This window comes from Pseudomonas sp. ADAK7, assembly GCF_012935675.1.
GTDB lineage: Bacteria > Pseudomonadota > Gammaproteobacteria > Pseudomonadales > Pseudomonadaceae > Aquipseudomonas.
In genome coordinates, this window is sequence record NZ_CP052861.1 from 6,035,532 (window position 1) to 6,052,201 (window position 16,670).

Sequence of the window (16,670 nt, forward strand, 5' to 3'; positions counted from 1 at the left end):
GGTCTTAAGTACAGGAACAGCCCGTGACCTCCATCTTCTGGTACGACTATGAAACCACTGGCATCAATCCCCGTTGCGACCGGCCGTTGCAAGTGGCGGGGATTCGCACCGATTTCGAACTCAATGAAATAGACGCGCCGGTCAATCTGTATTGCCAGCCCAGTGACGACATCCTGCCGCACCCGGCCGCCTGCGCGATCACCGGCATCACCCCCAGTCGTCTGGCCGAGCAAGGCTTGAGCGAAGCCGACTTCATGACCCGGGTGCATGCCCAGCTCGCGGCCCCCGGTACCTGCGGGGCGGGTTACAACACCTTGCGTTTCGACGACGAGATGACCCGCTACAGCCTCTATCGAAACTTTTTCGACCCGTATGCGCGGGAGTGGCAAGGCGGCAACAGTCGTTGGGACCTGATCGATGTAGTGCGCGCAGCGTATGCCTTGCGCCCCGATGGCCTGGTCTGGCCCACGGATGACGAAGGGCGGGTGACGCTCAAGCTCGACCGCCTGACGGTCGCCAATAACATCGACCACGGCAATGCCCACGAAGCCTTGTCGGATGTGCGCGCGACCATCGCCCTGGCTCGTTTGATTCGCGAGAAACAACCGAAGTTGTATGACTGGCTGTTCCAGTTGCGCAGCAAACAAAAGGTCATGGATCAGGTTCGACTGATGCAGCCGATGGTGCACATCTCCGGGCGGTTTTCGGCGGCGCGCAGTTATATCGGCGTGGTACTGCCCCTGGCCTGGCATCCACGTAACAAGAACGCGCTGATTGTCTGTGACTTGCACCTCGACCCTCAGGGTTTACTGGATCTGGATGCCGAAACGCTGCGCCAGCGGTTGTATACCCGCCGCGATGAGTTGGTCGAAGGCGAACTGCCGGTGCCGCTCAAACTCATTCACATCAATAAATGCCCGGTGGTGGCGCCGCTGTCGGTACTGCGTCCTGAAGATCAGCAACGCCTGGGGCTGGATATGGCGCTATATCAGGCGCGGGCGCTGCGGCTAAGTGACGCACAACAAGTTTGGCGAGATAAAGTCATGGCGATTTATGCCAGCGAAGCTTTTGCTGCCAGTCAGGATCCGGAGCAACAGTTATACGACGGCTTTATCGGCGATCGGGATCGGCGTCTATGTGAGCAAGTCCGGGCCGCAGACCCGGCGCAATTAGCGCAACAACAATGGCCGTTCGATGATGAACGTTTACCTGAATTATTGTTTCGATACCGCGCACGCAACTTCCCGGACACGTTGAATTTCGAAGAGCAAGAACGCTGGCGGATGTTTTGTCAGCAACGTTTGTCCGCTGCGGAATGGGGCGCGCCAAATACCCTCGAATCTTTTGCGCAAGCGGCGGCACAATTGGCGAATAGCGCTACATCGTTTCAGCAAGAGGTGCTGAATGAATGGCAGCATTATGTCCAGGGATTACGCAAACGTTTGAGTCTTTGAAATGCAATGATTGAAGTCTGAATGCCAGGCATAAAAAAACGCCAGCATCCGCTGGCGTTATTTTTTGTCGCAGAATTAATCTGCGGCAGGCGTGCGGCTTAGCCCAGCAGGGTAGCCCAGCCTTCAACCACATCACCGCCCCACTTGGCTTTCCACTCTTTCAGAGTCTTGTGGTTGCCACCTTTGGTTTCGATGACTTCGCCGTTGTGCGGGTTTTTGTATTGTTTAACTTTGCGAGCACGCTTGGTGCCAGTAGTTTTTACTGCGCCGCCGCGTGGTGCTTTGGTTTTGGACTCTGGATCCAGCAGCGCGATGATGTCACGCAGGGATTTGGAGTACTCGCCCATCAGGGTGCGCAGTTTGCCTTCGAATTCCAGCTCGGTTTGCAGTTTGTCGTCTTGGGACAGATTCTTCAAACGGGCTTGCAGCTCTTTGATAGCTTCTTCGGTGGCGCGGTATTCGTTGATCAAGGACATTGAGGACTACCTTATGTAGGACGCAGGATGGCAGGGACAGTGCGGCAATAATAGTCAGGGTGTTTCATCAAGTAAACATTTAACCGAAGTTTTATTTAAATGAGTTGCGGTGAATAGGGCATGAACTCGATGTGCAGTTAAATAGTGTGACGCAGTCAACACAGATATTCACAAATGAGTGCTTGAACATGGTCTGCAACAGCACCATCGCGCTGGCGCGTGACGCTGACCGAACCCGGGCCGTTGGCCGATGTGCAGGGTGACCCGTCATCAATACTGCAGTTTTGCTGCGCAATCGCTAGAATGGCGGCCTTTGCGAAGTTCTGGAGTTTGACCCTCATGCGCACTTTTCGGCTGGTGATTGCTTGCCCGGACCGCGTCGGTATCGTTGCTAAAGTCAGTAACTTTCTGGCGTCACATAACGGCTGGATCACTGAAGCGAGCCATCACTCGGATAATCTCAGTGGCTGGTTCTTCATGCGTCACGAAATTCGTGCCGATTCGCTGCCTTTTGGTATTGAAGCTTTCCGCGAAGCCTTTGCGCCGATCGCCGAAGAGTTCTCGATGAACTGGCGTATTACCGATACCGCGCAGAAAAAACGCGTGGTACTGATGGCCAGCCGTGAGTCTCATTGCCTGGCGGACTTGCTGCACCGCTGGCACAGCGATGAACTGGACTGCGAAATTTCCTGCGTGATTTCCAACCATGACGACTTGCGCAGCATGGTCGAGTGGCACGGCATTCCGTACTACCACGTGCCGGTCAACCCGCAGGACAAAGAGCCAGCGTTTGCCGAAGTCTCGCGCCTGGTCAAACTGCACGATGCCGAAGTGGTGGTACTGGCCCGTTACATGCAGATTCTGCCGCCGGCGTTGTGCAGCGAATATGCCCACAAGGTCATCAACATTCACCACAGCTTCCTGCCGTCGTTCGTCGGGGCCAAGCCGTATCACCAGGCGTCCCTGCGTGGCGTGAAGTTGATCGGTGCCACGTGCCACTACGTCACCGAAGAGCTGGACGCCGGTCCGATCATCGAGCAGGACGTGGTGCGTGTCAGCCACAGCGACAGCATCGAAGACATGGTGCGCTTCGGCCGCGACGTCGAGAAGATGGTGTTGGCCCGTGGCCTGCGTTATCACCTGGAAGACCGGGTGCTGGTACACGGCAACAAAACCGTCGTGTTCTAAACTACGCAATGATCGTTCCCACGCTCGGCGTGGGAACGATCTGTGTAGCGAGAGGATATTGACCATGGCCGATCCACTGGACAAAGCCACTTCCAAGGCGCCTGCCACCTTGGGCGAGGGGTGTTTGAGTCGCTATGACCCGGATGACATGAGCCCTGAAGACGGCACCGAATTCCCCGGCGCCGCCGAGTTGTGGGAGCAGTTGCAAGAAGAGTCCGACGACAAACCTAAGCCTGCTTGAACTTCATCAACTTCTTGAGCAGCGGCCGCCCCAGCATCAGCAAGAACACCGGCCCGCCGACCACCAGGTAAAAGTAATACGTCACTGCCCGCCAGATCAGGATCGCCGCCGCTGCGGTGGATTTCCCCACCATCGGCGCCAACAATGCCGCCGACGTCAATTCCGCCGCGCCGGCTCCACCCGGCAACAGGCTGAATTGCCCCGCACCCAACGAGAGCATCTGGATCAGAAAGCTCCACGCCCATTGCAAGTCCGCCCCGAGCCCGCGTAACGCCAGGTACAGCACGCTATAGCGCAGCAGCCAATGCACGCAGGTCAAGGCAAACACCTTGGCCAGTGTCTGAACGGGTAACTTCAACGTGTCAGTGAACGCCGCCAGGAAATGCAGGAGTTTGCGTGCCCAGCGCAGGCGAGTGGTGGTTTTGACATTCAGGCGCGCCAGCAACCGGCCGCCCAGTCGGATCAGCAGTCGGTGGTAGCGAGCCACTACCACGCAGCTGACCAGCCCGCCAAACAGCGAGACGGCGCTGACCATCAGCAGCCACTCCATGCGCTGGCTCAGGTGCTGGAACAGCGCGTAAATCAGAATCCCGCTCAGGGCACAGAGGAAAAACAGCAGATCGCTCAACTGGTCCATGGCAAACACCGCGCTGCCCCTGGCCGGGCGCACGCCGTTACGCGCCAGCAGGGCCATGATGGTCAGCGGTCCGCCACTGCCGCCGGGCGTGGCGCAGTAGGCAAACTCGGCGGCCATCACCACGCCGAGGCTTTTGAGGCGGCTGACCTTATCCCGCTGATCGCCCAGCAACAGGCGCAAGCGCATGGTATTGACCACCCAGCACAGCAAAATCATGCCGAACATGATCAGCAGCCCGCTCAGCGGAAAGCTTTGCAGGCGCGACCAGGTTTCGTTGCCGCCCAGCACCAACGGAATCAGCACCGCCGCCAGCAGGGCGAGAAACAGCAGAATCCCCCGACTCATGCGGCGCGGCCGATGCGGTCTTGATGCAGGGTCAGCCAGTTGGCCTTGGTCATTGGCACACGGCCCTCGTCGAGTAAGCGTTTAAGAGTTTGCAGCCAATAATCACGGGAAAATCGGTGACGCATGTCCACCGGGTGCAGGCCAAGGCGGATCACTGGCGCATGCTGCCAGCGTTGTTGCCGTTGCTCGCTGACGATTTTCGATAGCCCGCGGCGCCAGGCACTGCGCGCACTCCAGACCAGCCCGGGGGCGTCGATCGCCGTGAAGTCGGGCAGACAATACAGATGTTGCGGGTCGCTGGTGTAACTCAATGGCAACTGTCGCAAGGCCTGGCGTGTTCCTTCGCTCATCAGCCAGGCAGGGGCGACAAAGCCTTTGAGCGGCCAATTGTAACGGTGAAACCGTTCGATGCCAGCACGCAGGCGGGCGAGGGCTGCTGCTTGAGACAAACTGTAGAACTCGCCTTCGTGGGTGTAGATGCGGCGCATGAACCAGTCTCGAGGTGTCGTCGCCGCCGGGCTGTCGTCGCAATGAAAGTAGCCGTGCAAGGCCAGTTCGTCACCCCGGTCGACGCGACCGCTCAGCATCCGGCGAAATCCCGGATGAGCCTCCAGATCGTTGTGTTTATGAAAATCGGGAACCACCAGCCAGGTCATCGGCACCGCGCCCAGCGCATCGACGGCTTCGACGAAAGGCTGGTAATCGGCCCAAGTCTGCGGAGCCACGTCGTGCAGCACCAACAACAGGGCGGGTGGCAGCGGGGGCTCAGCCATTGGCGGTCAGCGGCCAGGGATCGCCGAGCACGGCGTGATAATGGCCCAACAGGCTGTTGACCACCGCGTCCCAGGCGTAATGCCGTTCCACATGCTGGCGGGCCTGCTCGCCCAGCGTGACGCTGCCACGGCTGAACAATTCGCGTACTGCATTGGCCATGGCCAAGGGATTGTTGGGCGCGCAGAGCAGGCCGCAGTGATCGGGGACAATTTCCTTGAAGGCCCCGGCCGCCACGGCCACCACCGGAATGCCGCTGGCCATGGCTTCGAGGATCACCAGGCCGAAGGTTTCCTGATCGCCGGCGTGCAGCAGCGCATCGGCACTGGCCATCAAGCGCGCGACCTGGGTCGCCGGGCAGAACTCATCGATCACCGTGACGTTGTCTGGTACTTGGGCCGGCATCGATGAACCGACCAGCAGCAAGTGATAGCGCGGCCCCAGGCGTTTCATGCAATTGAGCAACACCGGCAGGTTCTTCTCCTTGGAGCCGCGGCCGGCGAAGATCAGCAGCCGGGTGTCTTCGGCAATCCCCAGTTCGGCCCGAAGTTCCGGGTCCCGGGCACTCGGGTTGAAGGTTTGCAGGTCGACGCCCAGCGGCTGCACGAAGACATTGCGCACCCCCAGGCCAGTCAGTTTGTCCGCCATGACCTGGCTCGGCGCCAGCACCCGGTCGAAGTTGCCATAGAGCTTGCTGACATAAGCCTCGACATTGGTGGTCACCCAATTGCCCATGCGATTGCTGACCAGCAGCGGCAAATCCGAGTGATAAAAGCCAATCACCGGCACATCCAGTTGCCGTCGGGCATCCAGCGCCGCCCAGGCAGTGAGATAGGGGTCGCCGACTTCAATAAGATCGGGCTGCAGACCCTGCAGAACATTGCGCCAAGGCGCGAGACGGAGGGGGAAGCGATAACCCTTGCCGAAGGGCAGGGCGGGGGCGGGAACCTTGTACACGCCGTCCTGTTCGCTCAGGTGCGAACCGGGTATCAGCAGGCTGTGACGAATTCCCGGCTTGACGCTCAGGCGACGGTGCTTGGCATCCAGATAAGTGCGCACGCCACCGCTGGCAGGGGCGTAGAACATGGTTATGTCAGCGATATGCACGATGAACATCCCTCCGGTCTCAGCTCTCCCTAGGTTGACCTTTATGAAGGATAGATGTTCGGTTGGGGTTTTGCGGGCGGGGTGTCAGCGAGGTGTTGCGGGGTTTTGCAGACCGCCTTCGCGGGCAAGCCTCGCTCCGTAGGAGCAAAGCTTGCTCGCGATGGCGCCCTCGAAAACGCTAAATGCGGAAACTACCCACCAACTGCTTCAACCGCGCCGCCTGCTGTTCCAGGTCCGAACACGCGCGCAAGGTCGATTGCAGGTTCTCCACGCCTTCCTGGTTCAGCGTATTGATCTCGGTAATGTCGACGTTGATCGACTCCACCACTGCCGTCTGTTCCTCGGTCGCCGTGGCCACCGACTGGTTCATCCCGTCGATCTCGCCGATGCGCAGGGTCACGCTGTTCAGGCGTTCGCCGGCCAGGTTGGCGATTTCCACGCTGTCCTGGCTGTGGCGCTGGCTTTCGCTCATGGTGCTGACGGATTCGCGGGCGCCGACTTGCAGCTCCTCGATCATGGTCTGCACCTGTTGTGCCGATTCCTGGGTGCGGTGCGCCAGGTTGCGCACTTCGTCGGCCACTACGGCAAACCCGCGCCCGGCTTCACCGGCACGCGCCGCTTCAATCGCCGCGTTGAGCGCCAGCAGGTTGGTTTGCTGGGAAATGCTGGTGATCACTTCCAGAATCTGCCCGATGTTCACGGTTTTGCTGTTCAGCGATTCGATATTGGTGCTCGACGCGCTGAGCATGCTCGACAGTTGATTCATCGCCTTGATGCTGCGATCCACCACTTGCTGGCCGTCTTCGGCCAGGCTGCGCGCATCGCTGGCCTGGTTCGACGCTTGCGCGGCGTTGCGCGCAATTTCCTGGGCGGCGGCACCGAGCTGGTTGATTGCGGCGGCCACGCTGTTGGTACGCGAGGCTTGCTGGTCGGAGTTGAACATCGACGAGTTCGAGGCCGCGACCACACGCAAGGCGACTTCGTTGACCTGGCCGGTAGCCGAGGACACTTCGCGGATCGAGGTATGAATCCGTTCCACGAAGCGGTTGAACGCGGTGCCGAGAATGCCGAATTCGTCATTGTTCTGGATGGTCAGGCGTTTGGTCAGGTCGCCTTCACCATCGGCGATGTCTTCCATGGCGCGGGTCATGACATTCAACGGCTGGATCAGGATGCGGATCAGCATGCCGAGCAGGGCGATGATGATGGCCACGGCGATGATCGTGGCAACCACCGCCGAGGCACGGAATTCGCTGAGCATGGCGAAAGCCTTGTCCTTGTCCACCGACAGGCCGATGTACCAGTTGACCGATGGCAGGCCTTTGATCGGGGTAAAGGTCACGATGCGAGTCTTGCCCTCGACGTCCACTTCACTGAAATCGCTGCTGATGCGCGGGGTGTTTTTCGGGTAGGCCTCGCTCAGGGATTTCATCACCAGGGCTTTGTCCGGGTGTACCAGGATCTTGCCGTCGGCGCTGACCAGGAAGGCATAACCCATGCCGTCGAAGTCCCGGGCGCTGAGGGTGTCGATCAGAGTTTGCAGACTCAGGTCGCCGCCCACCACGCCCACGCTCTGTCCGGCCTTTTTCGAGGCGGTGGCGATGGAGATGATGGTCTGGCCGGTGGCCGCGTCGATGTACGGTTCGGTCAGGGTCGCGGTGCTGCTGCTTTCGGCGCCTTTGTACCAAGGGCGGACCCTAGGATCGAAGCCGTCAGGCATTTTCACATCCGGGCGGATGCTGAAGTGGCCGGTGGCGTCACCGAGGTAGGACGCCATGAACGTCGACGTCAGGGCTTTCTGCTCAAGCAGGCTGGCAACGGTGGACTGTTCAGGGTTGATGGCGATGTTTTGCGCCAGGTTGTCGATCAACAGGATACGACCGGCCAGCCAGGTTTGAATGTTGCTGGCGGTGACCTCGCCCATTTCGTTGAGGTAGTTGTCCAGGTCTTCGCGAATCGCATTGCGCTGCAAATAGTCGTTGTACAGCGTGAACGAGGCAAAGGCAGCAATGACGATCAGGGCGGCGGCAAGCAGTATCTTATGGCTGAAACGCAGATTTTTGTTCATGGCTTGGGGTGTCCGCTAAGGTCTTAATGTCCAGGGCGTGCTTTTATAAAGGCGCGCAAAATGGGCGGTGTTGAAAGTAAGCTGATATTCCGTCTCTCCTTAGGGAATTACCGACGCTCTTTTCAGTCTGGTCTCTCGCCTCTTTTTATCGGCCGTGCAGGATCAAAGATTAACCATGGGTGACAAAATGCCTGACTCATCGCAACTCGTTATCGGCGCCGACCTCGCGGGGCAGCCGATCGCCCAGGCCATGCGCCTGGCGAACCGTCACGGTCTGGTCGCGGGCGCGACCGGCACCGGCAAGACCGTCACCTTGCAGCGCCTGGCCGAAGCGTTTAGTGATGCCGGCGTGGCGGTGTTCGCTGCTGACATCAAGGGCGACCTGTGCGGCCTCGGCGCCGCCGGTAACCCGCAAGGCAAGGTCGCCGAGCGGATCGCCGGGATGCCGTGGCTGAACTACAAGCCTCAGGCGTATCCGGTGACGCTGTGGGACATTCACGGTGAGTCCGGTCATCCATTGCGCACCACCCTGAGCGAAATGGGCCCGCTGCTGATCGGCGCGTTGCTGGAATTGACCGACAGCCAGCAATCGGCGCTGTACGCCGCGTTCAAGGTCGCGGACCGCGAAGGCCTGTTGCTGCTGGATCTCAAGGATTTGAAAGCGCTGCTCAATCACTTGCGCGACAACCCGCAATTGCTCGGCGAAGACGCGGCTTTGATGACCACCGGTTCCAGCCAGGCGCTGTTGCGGCGGCTGGCAACCCTGGAACAGCAGGGCGCCGAAGCCTTGTTCGGCGAGCCGGCGCTGCAACTCGAAGACATCCTGCAACCGGCCGCCGATGGCCGCGGGCGCATTCACCTGCTCGATGCCAGTCGTCTGGTGCACGAAGCGCCGAAGGTCTACGCGACGTTCCTGCTGTGGCTGCTGGCGGAATTGTTCGAACAACTGCCAGAGCGCGGCGATGCCGACAAACCACTGCTGGCGCTGTTTTTCGACGAAGCGCACTTGCTGTTCGCCGACACGCCCAAGGCGTTACAAGAGCGTCTGGAGCAAGTGGTGCGCTTGATTCGTTCCAAGGGCGTGGGTGTGTATTTCGTCACCCAGTCGCCGGGGGATTTGCCGGACGACGTGCTGGCCCAGCTTGGTCTGCGGGTCCAGCACGGCTTGCGGGCGTTCACGGCCAAGGAACAGAAGTCCTTGCGTGCCGTGGCGGATGGCTTCCGGCCGAATCCGGCGTTTGATGCCTTGTCGGTGTTGACCGAGCTGGGGATCGGCGAGGCGCTGGTCGGTACTTTGCAGGAGAAGGGCACGCCGGAGATGGTCCAGCGGGTGTTGGTGGCGCCGCCGCAGTCGCGGATCGGGCCGTTGACCGAAACCGAACGCACCATGCTGATTGCCGGGTCGCCGTTCAAGGGGCGTTATGACAAGCCGGTCGACCGCGAATCGGCGTATGAAGTGTTGATGGGACGTAAGGGCTTGGCGCCGGAGGCTGAAGCTGTACCGGGCAAACCGGTCGCTGAAGAGCCGAGCTTCACCGACAAGGCCGGGGAATTCCTCGGCACGGCGGCGGGGCAGGCGCTGAAATCGGCCATGCGACAGGCGGCGAATCAATTGGGCCGACAGTTGGTGCGCGGGTTGATGGGCTCATTGCTCGGAGGCAGCAAACGCCGTTGAATACCTGAATGGCCATAATCAATGTAGGAGCGAGGCTCGCCCGCGAAGCTTTTGGCGTCCTCAAGGACCTCTTCGCGGGCAAGCCTCGCTCCTACAGGATGTGTGTCAATCCTTGGGTTTGGCGTGCGCCGCCAGGCGCTCCAGCGCTGCCCGCAAATTCGGATCGCTGATCCCGTCGGCCGTCGCCTGAATGGTCGCACCCGCATCGCTGGATAAACTGATGGTATGCCCCGCCGCGCCCTGCTGGACGGTTGGCGGTTGCACCTTGAACAGGATCCGGGTCAAGCTGGCAAACTCGTCAAACAACTGCAGTTGCCGTTGCAGACGCTTTTGCTGGTAACGCAGGCGGGTGGCCCAATGACCGTCGGTGACAATCAGCAACAAACTGCCTTCGCGCCACGACGCCACATGGCAGTGCTCGCGCGCGGCGGGTTGCAGTTGGCTTTCCACCAGACGCTGCAAATGACCCAGGCGTTGAGCCTGGCCAAAGATGGCTTTCAGCGGTTTGGCTTCGCGAAGCAGAACGGCGGGTGCTCTGGCCGTGAGAGGGCGAAATGCCATGATCAGACACCTGAAGTAACAGAGCGGCCATGGTAGCAGAAAGCACTCGATGAGCCTGACCCATTGCTTTGCGAGCGCTTTACCCATTAAATCAACAAGTAACTTCTGCCTCGAGTGGGTTGAAGTTCAGCAAAAAGCCCTTATTTTAAGTGAGCCCCGTAACAGCGCAGTGCATGCATCGTGGAATAACGCCACTTTCCTCACCATCGTTTCCGGGTAGAATGCTCGTTCGCATGCGGCCATGAGGGCTGCTCGGGCGACTCACGGGGCCGCCCTCCATCCCTTTAGTGTGGAAGATCCTGCCGATATGTTTGCGCCTTTGTTAAAGAAACTTTTTGGAAGCAAGAACGAGCGTGAAGTCAAACGCATGCTCAAGACGGTGCAACTCGTCAATGCCTTCGAAGAGCAAATGGTGGCCCTTTCGGACGATCAATTGCGTGCCAAGACTGATGAGTTCAAGGCCCGCATCGCCAAAGGGGAATCCCTCGACAAGCTGTTGCCAGAAGCCTTTGCGGTCGCCCGCGAAGCCGGCAAGCGTGTCATGGGTATGCGCCACTTCGACGTCCAGTTGATCGGCGGCATGACCTTGCATGAAGGCATGATCGCGGAAATGCGTACCGGTGAAGGCAAGACCCTGGTGGCCACACTGGGCGTTTACCTGAACGCGCTGTCCGGCAAAGGCGTGCACGTTGTTACCGTGAACGACTACCTGGCCCGTCGTGACGCCAACTGGATGCGTCCGCTCTACGAATTCCTCGGCATGACCGTCGGCGTGGTCACGCCATTCCAGCCGCCGGAAGAGAAACGCCTGGCGTACGCTGCCGACATTACCTACGGCACCAACAACGAATTCGGTTTCGACTACCTGCGCGACAACATGGCGTTCAGCATGGAAGAAAAATTCCAGCGCGAACTCAATTTTGCCGTGATCGACGAAGTCGACTCCATCCTCATCGACGAAGCCCGTACGCCGCTGATCATTTCCGGTCAGGCCGAAGACAGCTCCAAAATGTATGTCGAGATCAATAAACTGATCCCGCAACTGGAACTGCACGTCGAAGAAGTCGAAGGCGAAGTCACCAAGGCTGGCCACTACACCGTTGACGAGAAGACCCGTCAGGTCGAGCTCAACGAAGCCGGTCACCAGTTCATCGAAGACATGCTGACCCGCGTCGGCCTGCTGGCGGAAGGCGAGAGCCTGTACTCGTCGCATAACCTGGGCCTGCTGACCCACGTGTATGCCGGCCTGCGTGCGCACAAGCTGTTCCACCGCAACATCGAATACATCGTGCAGGACGGTCAGGTTGTCCTGGTCGACGAACACACCGGCCGTACCATGCCGGGCCGTCGTTTGTCCGAAGGCCTGCACCAGGCTATCGAAGCCAAGGAAAACCTGAACATCCAGGCCGAAAGTCAGACCCTGGCCTCGACCACGTTCCAGAACTACTTCCGTCTGTACAACAAGTTGTCCGGCATGACCGGTACCGCGGACACCGAAGCGTTCGAATTCCACCAGATCTACGGTCTGTCGGTGATGGTTATCCCGCCGAACAAACCGCTGGCGCGTAAAGACTACAACGACCTGGTGTTCCTCACCGCGGACGAGAAGTACGCGGCCATCGTTGCCGACATCAAGGAATGCATGACCCAGGGCCGTCCGGTGCTGGTGGGTACTGCGACCATTGAAACGTCCGAGCACATGTCCAGCCTGCTGGTCAAAGAAGGCATCGAACACAAGGTCCTGAACGCCAAGTTCCACGAAAAAGAAGCCGAGATCATCGCCCAGGCCGGTCGCCCAGGCGCACTGACCATCGCCACCAACATGGCCGGTCGTGGTACCGACATTCTGTTGGGCGGTAACTGGGAAGTGGAAGTGGCTTCGCTGGAAGACCCGACCCCTGAGCAAATCGCCCAGATCAAGGCCGACTGGCAGAAACGTCACCAGCAAGTGCTGGAGTCCGGCGGCCTGCAGGTGATCGCCTCCGAGCGTCACGAATCGCGTCGTATCGACAACCAGCTGCGTGGTCGTGCCGGTCGCCAGGGCGACGCCGGTTCCAGCCGCTTCTACCTGTCGCTGGAAGACAGCCTGATGCGCATCTTCGCCTCTGACCGGGTGAAGAACTTCATGAAGGCCCTGGGCATGCAGTCCGGTGAAGCGATCGAGCACCGCATGGTGACCAACGCCATCGAGAAGGCTCAGCGCAAGGTTGAAGGCCGCAACTTCGACATTCGTAAGCAACTGCTTGAGTTCGATGACGTCAACAACGAACAGCGCAAAGTGATCTATCACATGCGTAACAGTTTGTTGGCTGCCGACAACATTGGCGAAACCATCGCCGATTTCCGTCAGGACGTGCTCAACGCGACTGTCAGCGCGCACATTCCACCGCAATCTCTGCCTGAGCAGTGGGACGTGGCCGGTCTGGAAGCTGCCTTGCAGAGCGACTTCGGTGTGGCGCTGCCGATCCAGCAATGGCTCGACGAAGACGATCACCTGTACGAAGAAACCCTGCGCGAGAAGCTCATGACCGAGCTGCTGGCGGCTTACAACGAGAAAGAAGAAGCGGCCAGCGCCGAAGCGCTGCGCTCCTTCGAGAAGCAAATCGTCCTGCGCGTACTCGACGACCTGTGGAAAGACCACCTGTCGACCATGGATCACCTGCGTCACGGCATCCACTTGCGTGGTTATGCGCAGAAGAACCCGAAGCAAGAGTACAAGCGCGAGTCGTACACGCTGTTCTCCGAGCTGCTGGATTCGATCAAGCGCGACTCGATCCGTGTGCTGTCCCACGTTCAGGTTCGCCGCGAAGATCCGGAAGCAGAAGAGCAACGCCTGCGTCAGGAAGCCGAGGCACTGGCGGCGCGCATGCAGTTCCAGCACGACGAAGCGCCGGGTCTTGAGCAGCCTGAGCTGCTCGGTGAAGAGGTCGATGTTGCCCTCGCCACCGCGCCGGTCCGCAACGAACAGAAGCTGGGCCGTAACGAACTGTGCTACTGCGGTTCGGGCAAGAAATTCAAGCATTGCCACGGGCAGATCCAGTAAAACCCGTTTCAATCGCTGAAATACCCGCGCCGCGACCGGCATCAGCCGTCGCGGCGTTTTGCCATTTAAACCACCGACGCTGCGACGCCGGTGCTGACATCATTTATTAAGGAGCGCATTCATGGCTGTTGGTCTTGGTCCTTTGCCAACGTTGCACCCGGTTGCCGGTTTTGAACTCGGTATCGCCTCGGCCGGCATCAAGCGCCCTGGGCGCAAGGATGTCGTGGTCATGCGCTGCGCCGAAGGTTCCACGGTCGCGGGCGTGTTCACCCTCAACGCCTTTTGCGCCGCTCCCGTGATCCTGGCCAAGCAACGAGTGCAAGGCCCGGTGCGCTACCTGCTGACCAACACTGGCAATGCCAACGCCGGCACCGGCGAACCGGGCCTGGCCGCCGCCGAGCGCACCTGCGCCAAACTGGCTGAACTGACCGGCGTCGATGCCAGCCTGGTGCTGCCATATTCCACCGGTGTGATCGGCGAGCCGCTGCCGGTCGAAAAGATCGAAGGCGCGTTGCAAGCCGCCCTCGACGACCTCTCTGTGAATAACTGGGAAGCCGCCGCTACCGGCATCATGACCACCGACACCTTGCCTAAAGGTGCCAGCCGCCAGTTCCAGCATGACGGCGTGACCATCACTGTCACCGGCATCAGCAAAGGCGCAGGCATGATTCGCCCAAACATGGCGACCATGCTCGGCTACATCGCCACCGACGCCAAAGTTGCCCGCGACGTCCTGCAAAACCTGCTGCTGGACGGTGCCAACAAGTCGTTCAACCGCATCACCATCGACGGCGACACCTCGACCAACGACTGCTGCATGCTGATTGCCACCGGTCAGGCTTCGCTGCCGCAAATCACTTCCGCCAGCGGTGAGTTGTTCGCCAAGCTGAAACAGGCCGTGTTCGAAGTGTGCATGGACGTGGCCCAGGCCATCGTCCGTGACGGCGAAGGCGCGACCAAGTTCGTGACTGTTGAAGTCAACGGCGGCGGCAATCACCAGGAATGCCTGGACGTCGGCTACACCGTGGCCCACTCGCCGCTGATCAAGACCGCGCTGTTCGCCTCCGACCCGAACTGGGGCCGCATCCTCGCCGCTGTCGGCCGTGCCGGTGTGCCGAACCTGGACGTGAGCAAGATCGACGTGTTCCTCGGTGACGTGTGCATCGCCAGCCGTGGCGCTCGTGCCGAAACCTACACCGAAGCCCAGGGCTCGGCGGTGATGCAGCAGGAAGAAATCACCATCCGTATCGAGCTGGGTCGCGGCGATTGCAGCGAAACCATCTGGACCACCGACCTGTCCCACGAATACGTGAAAATCAACGCCGAATACCGCACGTAAGACCGAGTCGCGTCATTCGCGGGCAAGTCTCGCTCCTATGGATAATGTGATCTGTAGGCGCAAGGCTTGACCGCGATGACGGCCGACCAGACGCTAGAGATTCTGGCGTGCATTCCTCATCAAAAGGTCCCGAACATGAGCCTCCACCTGATCATCGGCGACAAGCTGCTTTCCTCCTGGTCCCTGCGCGGTGCACTGGCCCTCGACCTGACCGGCGCTCCCTACACCGAAGAATTGATCAAGCTCGGCCAACCGGACACCCGTGAGCGTGTACTCAAGCATTCGCCCACCGGCAAAGTCCCGCTGCTGAAAACCGAACACGGCATCATTGCCGATTCGTTGGCGATCGCCGAGTACCTGGCCGAGCAGTTTCCCGACGCCAATCTCTGGCCGAAAGACACCGCCGCCCGCGCCCAGGCCCGTTCGGCCTGCGCTCAGATGCACAGCGGCTTTTTTGCCCTGCGCAGCAACATGTCGTTCGACTTGAGCCGCGACCAGGCGCTGCCATCGACGCCGTCAGACGTTCAAGCGGAAATCGATCGCATGCTGGCGTTGTGGGCGGAATGCCGCGCCGTTGCCACCGAAACCGGCCCGTTTCTGTTTGGCGCTGCAACGCTGGCCGATGCGTTCTTCGCGCCGATTGCCGTGCGCTTGCGCACTTACCGGGTGCAGTTGCCGGCGGCCGATGAGGCTTACGTGGAAACAATTTACCAATGGCCGTTTTTCAAGGCCTGGCAGAAGGCCGGTCTTGCGGAGGTAATGCAGTGAAACGAATACACGTCGCCGCCGCCGTCATCCGTGACAGCGCTGGCAGGATTCTGATTGCCCGTCGTGCCGATACCCAGCACCAGGGCGGCCTGTGGGAGTTTCCCGGTGGCAAGGTCGAGGCTGACGAATCGGTCGAAACCGCCCTGGCCCGGGAACTTCAGGAAGAGTTGGGGATTGTCGTCGCTGCCGCGCGGCCGCTGATCAAGGTTCGCCACGACTACCCGGACAAGCAGGTATTGCTGGATGTCTGGGACGTTTCGGCGTTTACCGGCGAACCCCATGGCGCCGAAGGCCAACCGTTGGAATGGGTCGCGCCTCGCGATCTGCTGAACTACGAATTCCCGGCGGCCAACCAGCCAATCGTCGCCGCCGCCAGGTTGCCGGCGGAGTACCTGATTACCCCGGAAGACCTGGAAACCCCGGCCTTGTTGCGCGGTATCCAGAAAGCCATTGCCGGTGGCATCAAGTTGATTGTGTTGCGCGCACCCAACGGCTACGACCCGAAATACCGCGACCTGGCGGTGGACGCGGCGGGGCTGTGTGCCGGCAAGGCGCAGTTGATGATCAAAGGCCCGTTCGAGTGGCTGGGCGACTTCCCGTCCGCCGGTTGGCACATTACGGCTGCGCAATTACGCAAGTACGCGGAGAAGGGCCGACCGCTGCCGGCGTCGCGCTGGTTGGCGGCGTCCTGCCATAACGCTGAAGAATTGGCATTGGCCGAGCAGATGGACGTGGACTTTGTCACCCTGTCGCCGGTGCAACTGACCCAGACGCACCCGGATGGCGAGCCGTTGGGTTGGGAACAGGCAGCGGCCCTGATCGAAGGCTTCAGCAAACCGGTGTTCTTGTTGGGTGGCGTTGGCCCGGCGGATCGGCAGAAGGCTTGGGAAGTTGGGGCGCAGGGTGTGGCGGGGATTCGGGCGTTTTGGCCTGAGGCGTAACACCCGATCGTTCCCACGCTCTGCGTGGGAACGCCTCTGCGGACGCTCTGCGTCCG

Annotated in this window: 14 protein-coding genes and 1 pseudogene; 8 read left to right on the plus strand and 7 right to left on the minus strand. The window is 60.2% G+C overall.

The features are described 5' to 3' along the window. Nucleotides 1-23: 23 nt before the first annotated feature. Nucleotides 24-1,454: an exodeoxyribonuclease I gene (gene sbcB, locus HKK53_RS27675; RefSeq protein ID WP_169373387.1), complete on the plus strand. Its 1,431-nt coding sequence runs from the start codon at nt 24-26 to the stop codon at nt 1,452-1,454. Between the two features lie 98 nt (nt 1,455-1,552). Here the strand turns inward: sbcB and mvaT are convergent, their stop codons facing one another. Next, a complete protein-coding gene (gene mvaT, locus HKK53_RS27680; RefSeq protein WP_007933316.1) occupies nt 1,553-1,930 on the minus strand; it encodes a histone-like nucleoid-structuring protein MvaT in 378 nt (125 codons plus the stop codon). Nucleotides 1,931-2,269: 339 nt separating this feature from the next. Between mvaT and purU the strand changes: the two genes are divergently transcribed. Together purU and HKK53_RS27690 are read left to right on the plus strand one after the other, a co-directional pair. After that, entirely contained in the window at nt 2,270-3,118 is an 849-nt protein-coding gene (purU, locus tag HKK53_RS27685; RefSeq protein ID WP_169373388.1) for a formyltetrahydrofolate deformylase, read from the plus strand. Between the two features lie 64 nt (nt 3,119-3,182). After that, nucleotides 3,183-3,359 (plus strand): hypothetical protein, encoded by a 177-nt coding sequence (locus HKK53_RS27690; protein WP_169373389.1) that lies wholly within the window; start codon nt 3,183-3,185, stop codon nt 3,357-3,359. Here HKK53_RS27690 and HKK53_RS27695 read toward each other — a convergent pair. From HKK53_RS27695 to HKK53_RS33090, 5 genes and pseudogenes are all read right to left on the minus strand, one after another. Next, entirely contained in the window at nt 3,346-4,341 is a 996-nt protein-coding gene (locus HKK53_RS27695; protein ID WP_169373390.1) for a lysylphosphatidylglycerol synthase transmembrane domain-containing protein, read from the minus strand. The genes HKK53_RS27690 and HKK53_RS27695 overlap by 14 nt on opposite strands. Further along, nucleotides 4,338-5,114 (minus strand): DUF2334 domain-containing protein, encoded by a 777-nt coding sequence (locus HKK53_RS27700; protein ID WP_169373391.1) that lies wholly within the window; start codon nt 5,112-5,114, stop codon nt 4,338-4,340. Before HKK53_RS27700 ends, HKK53_RS27695 begins: the two co-directional genes overlap by 4 nt. Then, the gene (locus HKK53_RS27705; protein WP_169373392.1) at nt 5,107-6,228 is read right to left on the minus strand and encodes a glycosyltransferase family 4 protein; all 1,122 of its coding nucleotides are present in this window, start codon (nt 6,226-6,228) and stop codon (nt 5,107-5,109) included. Before HKK53_RS27705 ends, HKK53_RS27700 begins: the two co-directional genes overlap by 8 nt. A gap of 169 nt (nt 6,229-6,397) precedes the next feature. Further along, nucleotides 6,398-7,162 carry a methyl-accepting chemotaxis protein gene (locus tag HKK53_RS33085; RefSeq protein ID WP_375538741.1) on the minus strand — a complete coding sequence of 255 codons (765 nt, stop codon included), beginning with the start codon at nt 7,160-7,162 and terminating at the stop codon, nt 6,398-6,400. A gap of 93 nt (nt 7,163-7,255) precedes the next feature. Next, nucleotides 7,256-8,287: pseudogene (locus HKK53_RS33090) on the minus strand (HAMP domain-containing protein); the annotation flags it as partial. Nucleotides 8,288-8,474: 187 nt separating this feature from the next. Between HKK53_RS33090 and HKK53_RS27715 the strand changes: the two are divergent. Continuing rightward, the gene (locus HKK53_RS27715; protein ID WP_169373394.1) at nt 8,475-9,962 is read left to right on the plus strand and encodes a helicase HerA-like domain-containing protein; all 1,488 of its coding nucleotides are present in this window, start codon (nt 8,475-8,477) and stop codon (nt 9,960-9,962) included. 105 nt (nt 9,963-10,067) lie between these two features. Here the strand turns inward: HKK53_RS27715 and HKK53_RS27720 are convergent, their stop codons facing one another. Continuing rightward, nucleotides 10,068-10,523: a DUF721 domain-containing protein gene (locus HKK53_RS27720; RefSeq protein WP_054613720.1), complete on the minus strand. Its 456-nt coding sequence runs from the start codon at nt 10,521-10,523 to the stop codon at nt 10,068-10,070. A gap of 307 nt (nt 10,524-10,830) precedes the next feature. Here HKK53_RS27720 and secA point away from each other — a divergent pair, with 307 nt between their 5' ends. The 4 genes from secA to HKK53_RS27740 all read left to right on the plus strand — a co-directional run bounded on the left by secA (nt 10,831) and on the right by HKK53_RS27740 (nt 16,614). Next, on the plus strand, nt 10,831-13,566 hold the full coding sequence (secA, locus tag HKK53_RS27725) for a preprotein translocase subunit SecA (protein WP_169373395.1): 2,736 nt from the start codon (nt 10,831-10,833) through the stop codon (nt 13,564-13,566). A gap of 121 nt (nt 13,567-13,687) precedes the next feature. Further along, a complete protein-coding gene (gene argJ / locus HKK53_RS27730) occupies nt 13,688-14,905 on the plus strand; it encodes a bifunctional glutamate N-acetyltransferase/amino-acid acetyltransferase ArgJ (RefSeq protein ID WP_169373396.1) in 1,218 nt (405 codons plus the stop codon). 135 nt (nt 14,906-15,040) lie between these two features. Further along, on the plus strand, nt 15,041-15,673 hold the full coding sequence (locus HKK53_RS27735) for a glutathione S-transferase family protein (protein WP_169373397.1): 633 nt from the start codon (nt 15,041-15,043) through the stop codon (nt 15,671-15,673). Beyond that, complete coding sequence (locus HKK53_RS27740; RefSeq protein WP_169373398.1) at nt 15,670-16,614, plus strand: Nudix family hydrolase; 945 nt, start codon at nt 15,670-15,672, stop codon at nt 16,612-16,614. The genes HKK53_RS27735 and HKK53_RS27740 overlap by 4 nt, the downstream gene beginning before the upstream one ends. The last annotated feature ends 56 nt before the right edge of the window (nt 16,615-16,670 follow it).

What these genes read in the sequence shown, in the direction of transcription:
- secA (WP_169373395.1), top strand. Translation starts at nt 10,831, where the DNA reads ATGTTTGCGCCTTTGTTAAAGAAACTTTTTGGAAGCAAGAACGAGCGT.
- HKK53_RS27715 (WP_169373394.1), top strand. Translation starts at nt 8,475, where the DNA reads ATGCCTGACTCATCGCAACTCGTTATCGGCGCCGACCTCGCGGGGCAG.
- HKK53_RS27720 (WP_054613720.1), bottom strand. Translation starts at nt 10,523, where the DNA reads ATGGCATTTCGCCCTCTCACGGCCAGAGCACCCGCCGTTCTGCTTCGC.
- HKK53_RS27690 (WP_169373389.1), top strand. Translation starts at nt 3,183, where the DNA reads ATGGCCGATCCACTGGACAAAGCCACTTCCAAGGCGCCTGCCACCTTG.
- mvaT (WP_007933316.1), bottom strand. Translation starts at nt 1,930, where the DNA reads ATGTCCTTGATCAACGAATACCGCGCCACCGAAGAAGCTATCAAAGAG.
- HKK53_RS27695 (WP_169373390.1), bottom strand. Translation starts at nt 4,341, where the DNA reads ATGAGTCGGGGGATTCTGCTGTTTCTCGCCCTGCTGGCGGCGGTGCTG.
- HKK53_RS27735 (WP_169373397.1), top strand. Translation starts at nt 15,041, where the DNA reads ATGAGCCTCCACCTGATCATCGGCGACAAGCTGCTTTCCTCCTGGTCC.
- argJ (WP_169373396.1), top strand. Translation starts at nt 13,688, where the DNA reads ATGGCTGTTGGTCTTGGTCCTTTGCCAACGTTGCACCCGGTTGCCGGT.
- HKK53_RS27705 (WP_169373392.1), bottom strand. Translation starts at nt 6,228, where the DNA reads ATGTTCATCGTGCATATCGCTGACATAACCATGTTCTACGCCCCTGCC.
- HKK53_RS27700 (WP_169373391.1), bottom strand. Translation starts at nt 5,114, where the DNA reads ATGGCTGAGCCCCCGCTGCCACCCGCCCTGTTGTTGGTGCTGCACGAC.
- purU (WP_169373388.1), top strand. Translation starts at nt 2,270, where the DNA reads ATGCGCACTTTTCGGCTGGTGATTGCTTGCCCGGACCGCGTCGGTATC.
- HKK53_RS33085 (WP_375538741.1), bottom strand. Translation starts at nt 7,162, where the DNA reads ATGTTCAACTCCGACCAGCAAGCCTCGCGTACCAACAGCGTGGCCGCC.